Consider the following 16681-nt stretch of genomic DNA (forward strand, 5'->3'; position numbering starts at 1 on the left):
TTTTTATGATTACGAATGGATTTCACTTTATCGCCTTCATGTTACTTTTCATAGGTGTAATGGTTTGGCTTGAAAGCAAGTATAAGGATTCGAAGTTCTTTACTTATGTACCAGCACTGATAATAGTTTATTTTGGAACGATGTTATTTTCAACCTTTGGTTTTTGGCAAGGGGAGGAAGTCTTGGGTGCAAGGGGAGCGATTAAGGATGCTATTCTTCCAGCTATGATCTTTCTAATGCTTCTAAGAGCTGATTTAAGAGATATTGCCAAGTTAGGCTGGAAAATGATCCTATCATTTTTCTCAGCAACAATCACGATTACAATAGGTTTTGTAATCGCTTTCACTCTATTCAAAGGCATTCTTTCGCCGGATGCTCCGCTCACGCTTGGTGCCTTAGCAGGTAGTTGGGTAGGTGGCGTCCAAAATATGTCTGCTGTTATGGAATCATTAAATCTTAATAGTGAAAGTATGGGATACACTCTTTTGATTGATTCGATTGATTATTCAATGTGGATAATGTTCTTGTTAGCTATGGTACCTTTTGCTAAAAAGTTTAATAAATGGACCAAGGCTGACACCTCTGTCATAGATAAAGTGAATGAAAATTTAACTATTAAATTTGATAAAATTAGCACAGCCATTGAGCATCATCATATTCTACTGTTATTAGGTTTAGCCTTTAGTTTTACTGCCCTAGCACAAACGATAGCTGGCTACTTACCTGGTAACTTTGAAACAGGCTGGACAATCATTATCGTTACTTTTATTGGTTTAGCGTGCGCTATGACACCTTTAGGTAAGATTCCGGGTGCCCCACAGCTATCTAATGTTTTGTTATATTTATTAATTGGTTTAATTGCAGCTACTTCAAATTTTGCCGAATTAACCCAAGCCCCAGCTTATATTTTAACTGGTTTTGTTATTTTGTTAGTTCACGGCATATTAATGTTAATTATAGCTAAGCTTTTTAAGTTGGATTTATTCACATGTGGGGTGGCTTCATTAGCTAATATAGGTGGAGTAGCATCTGCACCAGTTTTAGCAGCGGCTTATTCTCAATCTTTAGTGCCTATTGCTGTATTAATGGCCTTAATAGGTGTAAGTACGGGAACATTTATTGGAATACTAATTTCAAATCTTTTAGCATTTTTAGCTTAAAATCTTTAAAAACTGTATCTTTTAAGATGTGACAACAATAGACGATTGTTTGAATGATATTTTATCTGTCTACTTGACAGGGGGCATATCAGAAATTCAATCGTCTTTTTTGTGTCCTTATTAAGACAAAATCTTTAAAATAGCTTGAAGCTTCTAAGCTAGGATGAAAGTCCCCCCCTCTTAGTATATAATAATTGGTGTACATAAAAGAAAAGGACGGAAATTATGATAAAATTAATGAAGCAAATCACTCGTTTTGTTTTTGTTGGAGGGACAGCGACCCTATTAGATATGGGGATCCTCTATTTGCTTAATTATCAATTTGGTGTTAATCACCATATTGCCGCAACCATTGCTTTTGTAGTAGCTACCTTTTATAACTATTACCTGTCTATGAAATTTGTTTTTAAAAGTAAGTTTGAAGCAGGAGAACGACATAAAGAATTCCTGGCTTTTTTCATTTTAAGTGTTATCGGATTGCTAATCACCCTAATCGGCTTGGTAATCTTTGTAGATTGGCTCAAGTGGGATGTAATGATTTCTAAGGTGCTGATCGGTATTGTTGTGATGATTTTTAATTTCGTGACACGTAAAATTTATTTTGAAGGGGAGGCAGACCTACATTGAAAATAACAATTTTGATTCCCTTTTATAATGAAGAAGAAATGATCGAAAAGACTCACCAAGTTTTAAGTAAAGAATTGAAAACAATGGTTGAGTTCGAATTTGAATTACTTTATGTGAATGATGGCTCCTCCGATCACACCTTAGAATTGATGCGAAAAATTGCTGAACAAGATGAGCGAGTTAAATACCTTTCATTTAGTCGCAATTTTGGTAAGGAGGCTGGAATGTTAGCGGGCTTTGATCATGCCAGTGGCGAAGCAGTTATTATTATGGATGGAGATTTACAAAATCCGCCATATTTAATTAAAGAAATGATTGCTAAATATCAAGAAGGCTATGATGTGGTGAATGCCAAGCGAAGTCGAGATGGCGAACGAAAAACAACCAGTTTTTTTGCAAAAATCTTTTATAAAGTTGCCAACACCATGATGGATGTCGAATTGACGGATGGTGTTTCGGATTTTCGTCTGTTATCACGGCCAGCCATTAATGCTATTACCTCATTAAGAGAGTATAATCGTTTTTCTAAAGGATTATTTTCTTGGATAGGTTTTAAGGAAACGGTCATTGAATATGAAAATGAATTACGACAAGCAGGACAAACAAAATGGTCATTCAAAAAGTCTTTAAACTACGCTTTAGATGGAATCCTATCCTTTTCTAATCATCCCTTAAGAATGATTTTTGGCTTAGGTTTAACTTGTATTGCAATTGCCGGACTCTATATTATATGGTTACTTTTTAACTACTTTAGTGATCCGAGTCAAGCAGTATCAGGTTACTTCACCACTATTTTTACAATTGTATTTTTTGGAGGCGTTCAATTAGTCTCCATTGGGGTTTTAGGTGAATATATTGGTAAAATATTCTATGAGGTAAAGGGAAGGCCTCATTATATTATTGAAGAAAGCAATATTAAGAAGGGGGACCAGGAATGAAGAAAAAAACATGGATTTATGGAATGAGCGGCTTGGCTCCTTTGGCTTTAATGCTAGTAGGGTGGTTTATTAATGATTTCTTTCCTTTTGGAGAAAAGTCTTTCTTAGCTATTGACTTTAATCAGCAATTTATTGATTTATATATATTTATGCGAAATTCTTTTTATTCAGGTGATTTTGGCGCTTTGTTTTATTCTTTTACCAAATCAATTGGAGGAAATATGATTGGGGCTTGGGCTTATTACTTAATGAGTCCTTTCAATATATTTTATTTAATTTTACCCATGAAATGGATAACCTATGCTATATTCTTATCGGTATGGTTGCGGTATGGGGCTATGGGCTTATCCATGGCATATTATCTTATTAAACGCCATGGTGGCCAAAAAAGACCTTATTTGACTTTGATTTTGGCTACCACCTATGCCTTGAATGGTTTCGCTGTGTCTTATCAAATGACACCTATTTTTATGGATGCATTATGGCTAATGCCTCTGCTACTTGTAGCGCTAGAAAATGTACTGGATGGTAAAAAGCCTTACACCTACATTTTTCTTTTGGCTTCGACTATGATCATTCAATATTATATGGGCTATATGATTTGCTTGTTTATTTTATTCTATAGTTTTTATTATTTGTTTGTTCAATATTACCAAGTACATAAAGACCATTATTTTAAATTTTTAGGACAAAATGTTGTTCGCTTAGGTATGTTTTCTCTAATAGGAATTGGACTGTCAGCTCTATTATTAGTGCCTAACATTTATAACTTACTCTTTTCAAAAGCTGCTTTGGAATCGACTCTATCTTTTGATTGGGAATTACAAATAAATCCATTAGATATCTTTGCTAAGTTAATGATAGGGGCTTTTGATAATGAGTCATGGTCTGCGGGACCGAACTTACCCAACATATATGTTGGGTCCTTAGCTATGGTGGGGGTAATCAGTTATTTCCTATCGAAAACAATTAAAACTAGTCATAAATGGGCGAGCGCTACTGTTTTAACTATCTTCTTCTTTTCTATGACCCATGAATTCACTAGCAAGATTTGGCATATGGGACAAAATCCAGCAGGCTTTTTCTATCGTTTTTCTTGGATTCTAGTCTTTTTCCTTATCTTATTAGCTTATCAAGGACTCAAGGATAAAGTGATTGAAAGCCAGGAAGTTTTCATTGGAATAGCTATTGCCCTCTTAATTCAGTCTGTAGTGATGGTCAAGGAATATTCTTTCCTGACTCCTGAACAAAGACAAGCTTCCGCCTTTATTTTTGGGCTAATGTGGTTGGTTCTTTATTTAGTAAAACAGCCTCACTTTAAATGGCTGCTAGTTTTATTATTAAGTTTTGGAGAGTTAAGTGCCAATGCCTATCTTTCCCAGGGAAGACTAAATCATAACAATGCTTTTAAATTTGAAAATGCACTGGATGTCATTGACGAATCTATTGATAAAATTCGTCCAGACAAAAGCGATTTTTACCGTATCTCTAAAACATTCTATCGGTCTAAAAATGATCCGATGACTTTTAGTTATCCTGGAATGACAACCTTCACCTCTAGTTTAGAAGGCTCTACACGAGATTTGTTCGAAGAACTAGGGAATTCAGCGATTGATGCATCTATTTATTATTATGGTACTCCTTTAACTGATGCTCTATTCGGAGTGAAGTATTTTGTAAATAATGAACCCTTTTCAAGTGATGATCAAGCTGTTATTGATCAGACTTATATTTTTCCAACGGATGTGACACGCCTAGATATTACTAATGAGGCGAATAAGGTAGATGAAACCGATCGATTTACCATTTTCCAAACTCCTAAAACATTGCCGATTGCTTTTGGAGTAAGTAATCAGTTGGCTCAATTGAATTTAATTGAAAACCGACCGATCGCTAACCAAAATGCGATTGCTCAAGCTCTCCTATCAGATGATACAGAAATTTTCAAACTGGTTGAGACCGAGGTGACTTTAACCAACTTAATTCATGGAGCGACACAATCAGGAGGTCAAATCTTTTCTCGTGAAGATAATACACTGGATGGTTCAATGAAGTTGATTTTTACGCCAACTACTGATGATTCCTACTTTGTCGATATTCCGCGCAGTTTATCAACCTATAAGGGAGAAGTCGACATTTTATTAAATGGACAGAATTACGATTATCGCTCTAAATTCGGAGCCAATCAAGTCTTTAATATTGCCCATCAAGCCAAAGGTCAAGAACAAGAGTTGGAGATCATTATTAAGGCTGACCGACAATTCAATTTGACAGATCTGAAGATTTACCAAATGGATCAAAATAAGGTTAACCAAATAATCGAAGACCGGCAGTCAGAGGCCATACAAATAGAAGAGTGGGGCTCCAACTATGTGAGAGGTTCGATTACAATTAAAGATAGCCCTTGGGTGTTTACTTCTATTCCGTACGACCAAGGATGGCAAGTGAAGGTTGATGGAGAACTTGTAGAAGACGAAAAAATATGGGATTCTCTTTTGGCCTTTCAAGTAGAAGCTGGCGAACATCAACTTGAAATGATCTTTCAGCCGAGAGGCCTTTTATTGGGAGCAGGCATTACTAGTTTGTCTGCCTTAAGTTTAATTGCTTGGGCTCTTCTAGAGCAAAAGTACGGCAAGTTCTTAATGTTTCATCTAAATGGTGAGTCGTTAAATAAACGACAAATTGGTCGCTCAGCCAAAAAGTCTCCTACTGACCAGCAGGTTGAAAGGTTCAAAATTACAAAAGATCCAACGAATGACATTAAAGTAGAGGAGTAAATTTCAAGATGAGTCAGAAAAAATCTTTAATTATTTCTTGGTCACTTGGCTTTCACTTTCTATCAGCTTATCTAATAACGGCGATTTTAAACATTATGATGTGTCCTGAACTCAATGTTTTGGTCATTCTGGATAATCAAGTGTCCATATTTTCTTTTTTAAGTATGCTTGTTTTAGTTTTTTCACTTTTATTAGCGGGCGATTTTCATTTTTCAAGAGAAGATTTAAGAGGAGAATTTTTTACTATTGTCTTAGTAATATTTTGTCTATTCTTTACATGGCAAAACTCATCCTTAGTAATCGTCTTGGGTGTGTTTTTTCTTTTAATGACCTACTATTGCTATCTCTTTTTCAATAGACTTAAGAAACAATTCATTGTATTGGGAGGAGCTTTTATCTTAGCGATACGCTTCATTTATCTGGCTGTTTTTTTGAATGAAGAAACATTTGTAACAAATAGTTCATCAATGGATAAAAAATTATTAATCTTATTTATTTTAAGTGCTATTTTAGCTTACTTCTTAACTCGTGGAAGTCTTCTGGAACGATTAAATTTAAGAATGAGGTTAGGGAGTTTATGGGCAATATTCTTTCTGTCCATTATATTGTATGCATCAACAGTTGGCTTATGGGTAATTGCTAGAGTTTTAGTCTATGCTTCACCGACTTATGATATGGGCATTTTTTCGCAGATGTTTGAGAGTATGGCGAATGGGATGGGGCCTATTACAACTTTAGAAAGAGGAGAAAAGTTGTCACATTTTGCAGTGCATCTCTCTCCTATTCATTATTTAATTCTGCCTGTTTATTGGCTATTACCGAGTCCTTTGACTATTCAAGCGCTTCAAGTTCTCATTGTAATGTCAGGAGTCATACCTTTATATTTAATACTTAATCAGTTAAAGTGGAGTGTGAAGTATCGAATTGTCTTTCTTTTGCTCTATTTATGGATGCCATCATTGACTAGCGGTCAATTCTATGACTATCATGAAAATTGTTTTTTAGCACCATTAGTTTTATGGTTAATTTATGCCGACCTCAGTCAATCGAGCTGGAAGATGGCGGTAGCAACCCTATTATTATTAGCAGTCAAAGAAGATGCGATTGTTTATGTAATAAGTATCGGGGCTTTCTTTTTATTACAAAATCTTTGGCCCCAAACGTCTAAGGTAAAAAAAGTAATACTGGGGCTTCAGATTATTATACCAATAGCTTATTTTTTCTTTGCTATTACTTGGTTAAGACACTTTGGCACTGGGGCAATGACTAGTCGCTTTGCCAATTTTATGCTGACAGACCAAGAGGGTTTAATCCATGCGGTCTTTAATGCCATAAAAAACCCCGCATTCACATTAGCAAGTATTTTTACTTATGAAAAGTTAAAGTATCTCTTGATTATTTTTGCAAGCCAGGCCTTTTTACCCTTGCTACAAGTTTCATGGCGCCCGTATATTTTATTGTTACCCCTTTTGGTCATCAATCTTGTCAGTGACTGGCCTTATCAAGTCGACTTATTTAAACAATATCACTTTGGGTCGAGCACGCTTATTCTTTTTATGTCTATCATAACCATTGAACATTGGCAAAGAAGAAAAGTGTATCTGTTTCGAACCAAAAAATTCTCATTTGAACAATTATCTAGCTTTTTCATCACCTTATCAATATTAGCAAGCCTTTCGTTTTTTGTAACAATGATAGGCCCTAGAAAGTATGATTATCAATCCTATCAAAACGACACTGAATTTTATCAATCGATTCAAAAGACCTTAGCTAAAATACCAAAAAATAGTAGAGTTGTGACGGTATCCTCATATACGACACCTTTATCAAAAAATTCAGAACTTTATGATCTTTTCTATCATAATAATCGAGAAGTAGACCTTACTATTGATTATGTTGTTTTTAATCGCTCAATTTTAGAAGGTCAATCAGAAGAAAAACAAGTAATTGAAAAATATCTTGCTTCAGGCTATATTGAAAGTGATCTTTCAGGTAGGGATGTTGCTATTTTAGAAGCTAGATAAATTTTTGAACCACCTAATCCTAGGTGGTTTTTAAAATAAGACGATATCATCTTTACTATTCGACATAACCGACAAAGTTCTTCTTTCATGATAAAATAAAAATAGATTTCAGTTTAGGAGTGGGTTAAATGCCAGAATTACCAGAAGTAAATGCTGTCATGATTGGATTGAATCAGTTGGTTCAAGGAAAGACCATAAAAAAAATAAATGTTTATTGGCCTAGAATAGTAGGGGCTGAAAATGCTGAAGAAGTAAAATTGTTTGCTAATCAGTTAATCGACCAACAAATCATTGAAGTCAAACGAAGAGGAAAATATTTAATATTTATTCTTAGCGATAAGGTTATGATTTCGCATTTGCGAATGGAAGGTAAATATCAATACACTCCTCAAGATCAATTGACATCCTATCAAAAAGATAAGCACACTCATGTCGAATTTATGTTCACTGATAGAACTTTATTGAACTATCATGACGTTAGAAAGTTTGGTCGGATTGAAGTAATAGCGAAAAATGAGCTAGAAAATTATTTTCTCGCCAAGGACTTAGGTCCAGAACCCACAGAAAATGAGTTTGATTTAGCAAGTTTTCAAAAAGACCTATCCAAAATTAATCGTATGATTAAACCTGTTCTCTTAGATCAAAAAACAGTGGCAGGTTTAGGAAATATTTATGTTGATGAATCCTTATTTAGAGCAGGAATCCATCCAGCTAGTTTGGCCAGGTCTGTTCCACTAAGTAATATGCAAGATCTACATCAATCAATCATTGAGGTGATTGATGAAGCGGTCAAGGCAGGAGGCTCATCCGTTCGAACTTACCGCAACAGTTTAGGACAAGCAGGAGAATTTCAACAACAATTGCAAGTGTATGGGCGCAAGGGACAGCCTTGTTTTCGTTGTGGTACTACCGTAGAAAAAACTCAGTTGGCTCAACGAGGCACACATTACTGTCCAAGGTGTCAGAGATATTTTACTTAGTAAAAACAAACATGATCGACTAAACAGGAGGTATAGTATGACGTTTTTGATAGCATTAACAGGAGGAATAGCAACCGGTAAATCAACCGTGGCTCAAATAATTAAAAATTTAAACTATCCAGTTATTGATACGGATCTAATTGCAAGGAAAGTAGTTAAGCCTGGTAGTAAGGGATTAAATAGACTGGTTGAAAGATTTTCTGAAAAAATCCTATTGGGCTCAGGTCATTTAAACCGTCCACTTTTATCGGCAATAGTCTTCAATGATTCTCAAGCTTTAGAAGCCCTTAATCAAATTTTACACCCTTTGATTCTTGAAGAGCTAAGACGTCAAATTAAAACGTTATCTGAACCATTGGTATTCGTTGAAGTGCCCTTGTTATATGAAGTGGGTTGGCAAGCTTTCTTTGATCAGGTGTGGGTGATCTATGCGCCTTATCATAAGCAATTAGAACGCTTGACTCAAAGAGATCAAATCGATCTAGAAATGGCTCAAAGAAAAATTTCTAGTCAAATCCCCACTATCGAAAAAATTGAGCAAGCTGATTTTGTCATTGATACTGAGTTTGACAAAGAGACAGTTGCTGAACAAGTTAATCAAGCATTACAAGACTTATTAAATAAGCTATAATAGAATTAGGAATTACTTTAATATATTTATATAGAAAGGGGGAGCTTTGATGGAATGTCCAAAGTGTCATCAGCAACAATCCAAAGTAATTGATTCCCGACCCGCAGAAGATGGTGCATCTATCCGACGTAGAAGAGAGTGTATGACTTGTGGTTTTCGTTTTAATACTTATGAACGTATTGAGAGAACACCTTTATTAGTAGTTAAACGTGATGGAACACGTGAAGAGTTTAATCGTGATAAACTCTTGCGTGGTATTGTTAGAGCGGCAGAAAAACGACCGATTAGTCGTGAGCAAATGGAAGAAGTGGTCGGTCACGTTGAAAATAAAATTCGAGAAATTTGTGAACAAGAAATTGCTAGTAAAGATATCGGTGAATTTGTAATGCCTTTATTAATGGAATTAGATGAAGTGGCCTATATTCGTTTTGCTTCGGTATACCGTGAATTCCAATCACGTGAAATGTTTATTAAAGAACTTGAAGCCCTAACGCTACAATCAAAATCATCGGAGCAAGAGGACCATGGTCTTACAGATTAATCCTTATCAACCTTATCAAGTCAAATTAGGCCTTCCTTTATCATTTCAGCAACTTCAATGTTTAACTCAACTTTATCAACCGATTATTGGGGCCGATGCAGTCAGTTTATATTTAACTTTGGCCCACCAACCGAGAGAAAAACTTAATTGGACCTATCGGACGATGCACTCTCGATTATTACCTGTTCTTAATATGGGTATAGGGGATTTCAATCAAGCACGCATTCATTTAGAAGCTGTGAATCTTATAAGGACTTATCGAGATGAAAAGTCACATGATGACTATACACGGCAAACTATTTTCTATGAAATGCAAATGCCTTTGTCAGTGGAACATTTTTTTAAACATCCCCAATTATCATTAGCTCTTTTTAATCAAATAGGTGATGAGTCTTATTATGGCTTGATTCGTCTGTGGAAAAAAGAAGACCTAGGGCAGACAGCATTAAGCGAAATCACCTTACCTTTCGCTGAGGTTATCAATGCTAAAAGCGAAAACTTTCGTCGTAGTGAATTATTTGAAGCGACCGAAGGCATACAATTCCAAGACCAATACTCAAATTTTGAGCTTGATGAAGACAACTTTCAAGATAGATTTGATTTATCTTTCTTTTATCAGATACTAGCCAGTAAACAAGTTGCTAAAGAATTGATAAGCCAAGCTGTCTTGAATCAAATAGCTAGCTTAAGTCAGTTTTATGAACTGGATGAGGAAGCTATGGCGCAAGTTGTTAAACTCGCTCAAAGTCCAGTCACACAACAAATTGATCTTGAATTGTTAAGAACTTATGCAGCAAAATATCAGTATTTTAAGAAACGCGAATATTATGATCAATTAGTCGACCAGTCAGTCAAAGCAAGTCACGAAGAACTTGCTAATTTGAAAAATGATTTAAGAACGAACTATCCAAGCTTTACCGATCAAGAAATTGAAATTATACTTATCTGTCAGCAAATGAATCCAAGTGAATTTTTAAATCAAATTAAAGAAGAAGCAGGCGGATTTGCGACGAGTTCTGAACATTATTATTTAAAAGAACTAATTGAGAAATCACGTCTGCCACAAGCTGTCTTGAACTTTTTAGTTTATTATTTAATCGTTATGGAAGGGCACGCCAATTTTGAAAAAGGAAGATCGAATCGATTGGCTAATGAGTGGCAACAAGTGGGACTATCCAATCCTGCAGAGGCCTTGGAGTTCTTACATAAGCAGAGACTCTTTAAAGAGAAACAAAGTAAAATTAAAGACAAGCAAAAAGCACAATCATCAAAGAACAATTGGACTAACAAAAAAAAATATCAAGAGTTGGTGCCTAGTTGGTTGAAGGAACAACAAAATCCAAAAGCCACTTCTCAAGAAAACGCTAGCAGTAAACCAGTTGAGACAAATGGTAAGAACGCATTGTCAAAGGAGATAGATGATGACTCTATAGACAAAGGCGCAAAACCTTCGTCACAATTAAAAGAAGAAGAAATTCGCAAACGACTAGAGAACTTATTAAATAAGGGGGAAGATTAAGATGCAATCCATCAAACAGCTGATGAAAGATTTTGAAAATCAAACACCCCAATCTGCTTCAAGTCAAGAAATGACAAAAGTGCTTCTCAATTATCCTGCTATTAAGGATTTTATCAATGCTAATCAGGACAAAATTTCACTAGAAATGATCATGAATTCTCTATCCAAACTCAACGAGTATCGGATGGAAAAAGAAGCCATGGCAGCAGGTAAAGAAGGGCAAAACCCTGGTTTTACACCGGAACTTTTTATCAACTATAACTATATAGATGTTACCTATGTGCCCACTCAAAGTTATTTACATCAACAGGCCCAAAGAAAAACAGCTGCTTTAATTGATAATCGGATGATGGCTCTAGATGTTCAAAAAGCAAGGCTTGAAGATTACGACTTAACCAGTCCGCAACGTTTAGTGTTGATGGAAGCTGTCACAACTTTTATTGAAGAGATTAAAGTGAATATTCGTCAAGCCAGAGGTATGTATATCGCTGGACCGTTTGGTGTTGGAAAGACCTATTTATTAGGGGCCTTAGCCAATGCTCTAGCCAGTTTGGGTTATCAAGTATCGATGATTCATTACCCAACCTTTACGATGGAAATGAAGGCTGTGATTGGGCAAGACAATCAATTATTTATGATGTTAGAGCAAATTAAGAAGAAAACAGTTCTAATTATTGATGATATTGGGGCGGAATCGAATTCAGCTTGGTTAAGAGATGATTTATTAGGGGTTATACTCGAACATCGGATGAAGGAATCCTTACCAACATTTTTCACTTCCAACTTCACAATGGCAGAGTTAGAAGTTCATTTAGCTTCTAGTCGTAATGCTTCCGACGTGACGAAAGCGGCAAGAATCATGGAAAGAATTAAATTTTTAACTAAGGAATGGCAATTGACGGGAGAAAATCGCCGCTTATCTAACCGTTAATTTATTAAAGAGAGGAAATCGATGTATGAGAGATGGATTCAAATCAACAGATTTTAAAAAAGAGCAAAGGTTTATATTGCTAGTCCTTGCTATTGCACTGATTATTCAAATAACGGTGGCAGGGTTGTATTTCTTTGTGGAAAAGCAAACTGTTTTATTATTTCCTATGTTTTTAGGGATTTTAGCTAATTTGACTGGCATTGGCAGATTAATGCAATTATGAAACTAATTCTTGCATTTTTTTAAGATTGATGGTTTAATGAATTTAACTCAAGATAAGAAATTAATGAGAAGTCACGAAGTTTAATTCCCTCATTTCAAGAGAGAGGTCGTTTGCTGGAAGACCTTAATGATAATTAGCTTTACCCCTTCTTGAATGCTCGACCCAAGCATGAGTGGTAAGTCGAGACGTCGGAGGCGTTAACTCTATGAGATTATCTTATAAAAGATAATGAACTTGGGTGGAACCACGTCGAATACACGTCCCATTGGTTAGTAATAGCCAATGGGACGTTTTGTTTTAAGTTTCAGTAGTACGGAGGAGGAATCTTATATGTCAACAATTCATTTAACATTACCAGATGGTGCTGTAAGAGAATATCAATCAGGCATCACACCCATGCAAGTAGCAGAATCTATCTCTCGTTCTTTAGCTAAAGCAACCTTAGCAGGTAAATTTGAAGGAGAGATTATTGACCATAATCGACCAATTGAAAAGGATGGGTCAATTGAGATTATCACTAATAAAAGTGACGAAGCTTTACAAATTATGCGTCACTCAACCGCTCACTTAATGGCTCATGCTATGACTCGTTTGTATCCAGGTATTCACTTTGGTGTAGGACCTGCCATTGATTCAGGATTCTATTATGATACTGACAAACCAGATCCAATTACCGAAGAAGAATTGCCAAAAATTGAAAAGGAAATGAAAAAAATTATTTCAGCCAATTATCCAATTGAACGGCGAGTAGTATCGCGTCAAGAGGCTTTAGAGATTTTTAAGGATGATCCTTACAAGCAAGAGTTAATCAATGATTTACCTGAAGACGAAATTATCACCGTCTATATGCAAGAAGATTTTACTGATTTATGTCGTGGAATTCATGTGCCTTCAACTGGTAAGATTAAGACTTTTAAACTCTTGTCACTCGCTGGAGCTTATTGGCGTGGCAATTCTGATAATAAGATGATGCAAAGGGTTTATGGAACAGCATTCTTTAAACAAGAAGATCTAGATGAATTCTTAAGATTACGTGAAGAGGCTAAGGAGCGCGACCACCGTAAATTAGGTAAAGAATTGAACATATTCATGATTAGTCCGGAAGCGGGATCAGGTTTACCTTTCTGGCTACCTAATGGAGCAACTATCCGTCGTACCATCGAACGCTATATTACTGATAAGGAAATTTCATTGGGTTATCAACATGTTTACACTCCAATCATGGCCAAGACGGATCTTTATAAGACCTCGGGACACTGGGATCATTATCAAGATGATATGTTCCCGCCTATGGATATGGGTGACGGTGAGATGCTTGTTCTAAGACCGATGAACTGTCCACACCATATGATGATTTATAAAGATGATATTCATTCCTATCGTGAACTACCTATTCGAATTGCAGAATTAGGGATGATGCATCGTTATGAAAAATCAGGTGCTTTATCAGGCTTGCAGCGTGTTCGTGAAATGACACTTAATGATGCGCATATTTTCGTTCGTCCTGACCAAATTAAAGAGGAATTTAAGCGTGTGTTACAGTTGATTTCTGAGGTATATGAGGACTTTGGCATTACAGATTATCGTTATCGTTTATCATACCGTGATCCTGAGGATACTAAGAAATACTTTGATGATGATGAGATGTGGGAAAAAGCCCAAGCTATGCTTAAAGAAGCTATGGATGAATTAGAATTGGATTACTTTGAAGCGGAAGGGGAAGCAGCTTTCTATGGGCCTAAGTTAGATGTTCAATTCAAAACAGCTATTGGCTTAGAAGAAACCATGTCCACAGTACAATTAGACTTCCTACTTCCAGAACGCTTTGACCTAACTTATGTAGGTGAGGATGGTCAAAATGACCATCGTCCGGTTGTTATCCACCGTGGTGTAGTTTCAACTATGGAACGATTCGTTGCCTACTTAATTGAAGAGTACAAGGGATCCTTCCCTACTTGGTTAGCTCCAGTTCAAGTTGTTCTTTTACCAGTTAATCTCGCAGCCCATGGTGAAAAAGTAGAAGAAATCTATCATGCTTTGAGAAATGTTGGTGTTCGCGTTGAAATGGACTTGCGTAATGAAAAACTTGGCTATAAGATTCGTTCAGCTCAAACTTCTAAAGTTCCTTACCAATTAGTAATTGGGGACAAAGAAGTTGAATCTGGTAATGTGAATGTTCGTCGTTACGGTCAAGAAAATTCAGAATCAGTTTCGGTTGAAGATTTCATTGCAATGATTTTAGCGGATATTAATAATAAATCGAAAAAATAAAAAATTATAATTCTAAACACTTATCGCCCAAATTGTCTTTATTAACTACTTAAAGGCAAATTTGAGACTAAGTGTTTTTTTTAATTCACAAAAATCATTTTCTAATAAGGCGGCAGTTATTAGCAATGATCATAGCAGTCTTGTATAGGTGTCATGAAGGCACAGGGTATTTCAAGCTTCTTTATCGGTAGCTCAGTCGTCTACCAAACTTTACTAATGACGGTTATAGGAGCCACGCTCGGTTTGATATTTACTCTTTTAACAGCCCTTTATTTACCAGCAAAAGGAACTTTTGCTTTTTCATGGGAATTAATTGGAATTACAATGATCTTAATGATTGTCTTTGCGGTTTTAGGTGGATTGCTTTCAGTTAGACAAATTGTACGCATTGATCCAAGTTAAGCGATATCTTAGGAGATAAACGTGAAAGCCATAGAAATTAAAAATATTGAAAAAAGTTTTAAAGATGGTGACAAAACAATTCAAGCTTTGAAACAGACTAATTTTGTGATTGAACCAGGCGAATTTGTGGCCATAATTGGCCCATCTGGTTCTGGTAAAAGTACTTTATTATCGATTATTGGAGGGCTCCAAAGTCCTTCAAAAGGTCAAGTATACTTAAAAGAAGAAGATTTTTCCGCTTTAAGTGATAAAGAACGTACTAAACGCCGCTTTGATAAAATAGGTTTAATTTTACAAGCCTCGAATCTTATTCCTTTTTAAAAGTTAAAGATCAATTCCGCTTAGCTGATGAACCGACGGCTAGTTTAGATAGTGAACGTGCTTTCGAGGTAGTGGATCTCTTAGCAAAAATGACTAAGGAAATAGCATAAGCAACAATTATGGTGACGCATGACACACGGCTAATATCTAAATGTGACCGATTTTTTAAAATGATAGATGGAAAATTAGAAGAAGCCGATAGCAATGAATATTTAAAAAGCAGATTTCCTTTTTAAAGGAGATCTTCAAGGGCATGAAAAGCGATCTGATTACGTGCTTCAAAAGTTTTACTATCGGCATTGACTGACATCATAGAAATCACCCACTTTCTTTTTTTATACATGACAAAGCCTTGTAAATCACTAAAAGCTAGTGATTTACAAGGCTTTGTCTACAGTCGGAGAGCTTAGCGAAGCTAAGGTATTATATTTTGTAGTTAGATGATTTGACATTCGTTATAAAAAACAGCTTTAATCGAATCAATTCGAGTGGGACTTATGAAGTAAAAACTGTCCCGTCTCGCCCCACTCACTGTTTCTTAGCTTTGAAATTGTGCCCCATTATTTCAAAGGGATTGCATAATATAAAGGTTTATGAGCGCCTCACTTAAACCCTCAAAGGTTTGTTTTTTGGTGCTCGAGAGGTTGAATTTTAATAAAAATACCGCAAAAACACCTTGAACTCTTATACTCTTACGCAATTGCTGTGCTTAACGGTGCAATTGCATTCAGCGCGCTTAGCTTTAAGAGAGGGCGCTTGGCTCCCACCTCTTAAAATAATTCGGGGTAGTCCGAACGAATTGAACAAGATTGATCGTCACCAACAACTAAATGATCAAGTAGTTCTACTCCCATGAGTCGACAAACTTCACTCAAGCGTTTAGTACTTTGTATAACTGTTTGCGAAGGGGCGGGGTCGCCACTGGGGTAATTGTAAGATAGGATAAGATGGGAGGTTGGGTACTTAAGCACCTCGTGAAGAATTTCTGCGGGGCTAAGGATGGTCGAATTGACATTGTCAATAAAAATCTCTTGCACCCCTCGAACTTTATTCTTCGAGTCTAAGAATAAAGCGACCGGCTTTTCTTTTTTAGTTTCCTTACAATATAAATTCAGATATTTAGTCACATCTGCGGGGTTAGTGACGGTCTGTCCCTTGAGTACAGTGGTAGCGTATGCGGTGATTGTCCCTTTGATGACTTCCAACTTGAACTTATCTGTTTTAGTAATTTTTTTGAAATGACGAATTGTCAAATCAAATGCAACACCTATAGTAAGAAACCTCTAGAGTTGTCAAACATATGTTACACAAGGTGCTTCTAAATGGGCATGCTTAT

Annotated in this window: 14 protein-coding genes and 1 pseudogene; 14 read left to right on the forward strand and 1 reads right to left on the reverse strand. The window is 36.0% G+C overall.

The window, feature by feature from the left end; genetic code table 11:
• Positions 1–5 precede the first annotated feature (5 nt).
• The 14 genes and pseudogenes from ACQV18_RS05630 (at position 6) to ACQV18_RS05695 (ending at position 15581) form a co-directional block, all read left to right on the forward strand.
• Complete coding sequence (locus ACQV18_RS05630) at positions 6–1160, forward strand: DUF819 domain-containing protein (RefSeq protein ID WP_428874854.1); 1155 nt, start codon at positions 6–8, stop codon at positions 1158–1160.
• A 225-nt stretch (positions 1161–1385) separates the two neighbouring features.
• The gene (locus tag ACQV18_RS05635) at positions 1386–1787 is read left to right on the forward strand and encodes a GtrA family protein (protein ID WP_428873616.1); all 402 of its coding nucleotides are present in this window, start codon (positions 1386–1388) and stop codon (positions 1785–1787) included.
• Entirely contained in the window at positions 1784–2725 is a 942-nt protein-coding gene (gene pgfS, locus ACQV18_RS05640) for a glycosyltransferase PgfS (RefSeq protein ID WP_428874853.1), read from the forward strand. The genes ACQV18_RS05635 and pgfS overlap by 4 nt, the downstream gene beginning before the upstream one ends.
• Positions 2722–5502 carry a YfhO family protein gene (locus ACQV18_RS05645; protein ID WP_428885025.1) on the forward strand — a complete coding sequence of 927 codons (2781 nt, stop codon included), beginning with the start codon at positions 2722–2724 and terminating at the stop codon, positions 5500–5502. The genes pgfS and ACQV18_RS05645 overlap by 4 nt, the downstream gene beginning before the upstream one ends.
• Before the next feature lie 8 nt (positions 5503–5510).
• On the forward strand, positions 5511–7526 hold the full coding sequence (locus tag ACQV18_RS05650; RefSeq protein ID WP_428892684.1) for a DUF2079 domain-containing protein: 2016 nt from the start codon (positions 5511–5513) through the stop codon (positions 7524–7526).
• A 128-nt stretch (positions 7527–7654) separates the two neighbouring features.
• Positions 7655–8506 carry a DNA-formamidopyrimidine glycosylase gene (gene mutM / locus ACQV18_RS05655; RefSeq protein WP_428892685.1) on the forward strand — a complete coding sequence of 284 codons (852 nt, stop codon included), beginning with the start codon at positions 7655–7657 and terminating at the stop codon, positions 8504–8506.
• Between the two features lie 37 nt (positions 8507–8543).
• Positions 8544–9137: a dephospho-CoA kinase gene (coaE, locus tag ACQV18_RS05660; RefSeq protein WP_428873621.1), complete on the forward strand. Its 594-nt coding sequence runs from the start codon at positions 8544–8546 to the stop codon at positions 9135–9137.
• Between the two features lie 49 nt (positions 9138–9186).
• A complete protein-coding gene (gene nrdR, locus ACQV18_RS05665; RefSeq protein ID WP_428873622.1) occupies positions 9187–9678 on the forward strand; it encodes a transcriptional regulator NrdR in 492 nt (163 codons plus the stop codon).
• Positions 9662–11197: a DnaD domain protein gene (locus ACQV18_RS05670; protein ID WP_428876503.1), complete on the forward strand. Its 1536-nt coding sequence runs from the start codon at positions 9662–9664 to the stop codon at positions 11195–11197. The genes nrdR and ACQV18_RS05670 overlap by 17 nt, the downstream gene beginning before the upstream one ends.
• A 1-nt stretch (position 11198) precedes the next feature.
• Positions 11199–12128 carry a primosomal protein DnaI gene (dnaI, locus tag ACQV18_RS05675; protein ID WP_428873624.1) on the forward strand — a complete coding sequence of 310 codons (930 nt, stop codon included), beginning with the start codon at positions 11199–11201 and terminating at the stop codon, positions 12126–12128.
• 25 nt (positions 12129–12153) lie between these two features.
• Positions 12154–12351, forward strand: a complete 198-nt coding sequence (locus ACQV18_RS05680) for a hypothetical protein (RefSeq protein WP_428873625.1) — start codon at positions 12154–12156, stop codon at positions 12349–12351.
• Between the two features lie 330 nt (positions 12352–12681).
• Positions 12682–14622, forward strand: a complete 1941-nt coding sequence (gene thrS / locus ACQV18_RS05685; RefSeq protein ID WP_428892686.1) for a threonine--tRNA ligase — start codon at positions 12682–12684, stop codon at positions 14620–14622.
• A 153-nt stretch (positions 14623–14775) separates the two neighbouring features.
• Positions 14776–15024 (forward strand): FtsX-like permease family protein, encoded by a 249-nt coding sequence (locus tag ACQV18_RS05690; protein WP_428892687.1) that lies wholly within the window; start codon positions 14776–14778, stop codon positions 15022–15024.
• A 21-nt stretch (positions 15025–15045) separates the two neighbouring features.
• Positions 15046–15581 (forward strand): annotated as a pseudogene (locus ACQV18_RS05695) (ABC transporter ATP-binding protein).
• A 534-nt stretch (positions 15582–16115) separates the two neighbouring features.
• Here ACQV18_RS05695 and ACQV18_RS05700 read toward each other — a convergent pair.
• The gene (locus ACQV18_RS05700) at positions 16116–16598 is read right to left on the reverse strand and encodes a JAB domain-containing protein (protein ID WP_428892688.1); all 483 of its coding nucleotides are present in this window, start codon (positions 16596–16598) and stop codon (positions 16116–16118) included.
• Between the last annotated feature and the right edge of the window lie 83 nt (positions 16599–16681).

Source organism: Facklamia sp. P9177, from assembly GCF_050409585.1.
Taxonomy (GTDB): Bacteria; Bacillota; Bacilli; order Lactobacillales; family Aerococcaceae; genus Facklamia.

Excerpts from the sequence above, each read along its gene's own strand:
- ACQV18_RS05630 (WP_428874854.1), top strand. The coding sequence starts at position 6 with ATGATTACGAATGGATTTCACTTTATCGCCTTCATGTTACTTTTCATA.
- ACQV18_RS05635 (WP_428873616.1), top strand. The coding sequence starts at position 1,386 with ATGATAAAATTAATGAAGCAAATCACTCGTTTTGTTTTTGTTGGAGGG.
- ACQV18_RS05645 (WP_428885025.1), top strand. The coding sequence starts at position 2,722 with ATGAAGAAAAAAACATGGATTTATGGAATGAGCGGCTTGGCTCCTTTG.
- ACQV18_RS05650 (WP_428892684.1), top strand. The coding sequence starts at position 5,511 with ATGAGTCAGAAAAAATCTTTAATTATTTCTTGGTCACTTGGCTTTCAC.
- mutM (WP_428892685.1), top strand. The coding sequence starts at position 7,655 with ATGCCAGAATTACCAGAAGTAAATGCTGTCATGATTGGATTGAATCAG.
- coaE (WP_428873621.1), top strand. The coding sequence starts at position 8,544 with ATGACGTTTTTGATAGCATTAACAGGAGGAATAGCAACCGGTAAATCA.
- nrdR (WP_428873622.1), top strand. The coding sequence starts at position 9,187 with ATGGAATGTCCAAAGTGTCATCAGCAACAATCCAAAGTAATTGATTCC.
- ACQV18_RS05670 (WP_428876503.1), top strand. The coding sequence starts at position 9,662 with ATGGTCTTACAGATTAATCCTTATCAACCTTATCAAGTCAAATTAGGC.
- dnaI (WP_428873624.1), top strand. The coding sequence starts at position 11,199 with ATGCAATCCATCAAACAGCTGATGAAAGATTTTGAAAATCAAACACCC.
- ACQV18_RS05680 (WP_428873625.1), top strand. The coding sequence starts at position 12,154 with ATGAGAGATGGATTCAAATCAACAGATTTTAAAAAAGAGCAAAGGTTT.
- thrS (WP_428892686.1), top strand. The coding sequence starts at position 12,682 with ATGTCAACAATTCATTTAACATTACCAGATGGTGCTGTAAGAGAATAT.
- ACQV18_RS05690 (WP_428892687.1), top strand. The coding sequence starts at position 14,776 with ATGAAGGCACAGGGTATTTCAAGCTTCTTTATCGGTAGCTCAGTCGTC.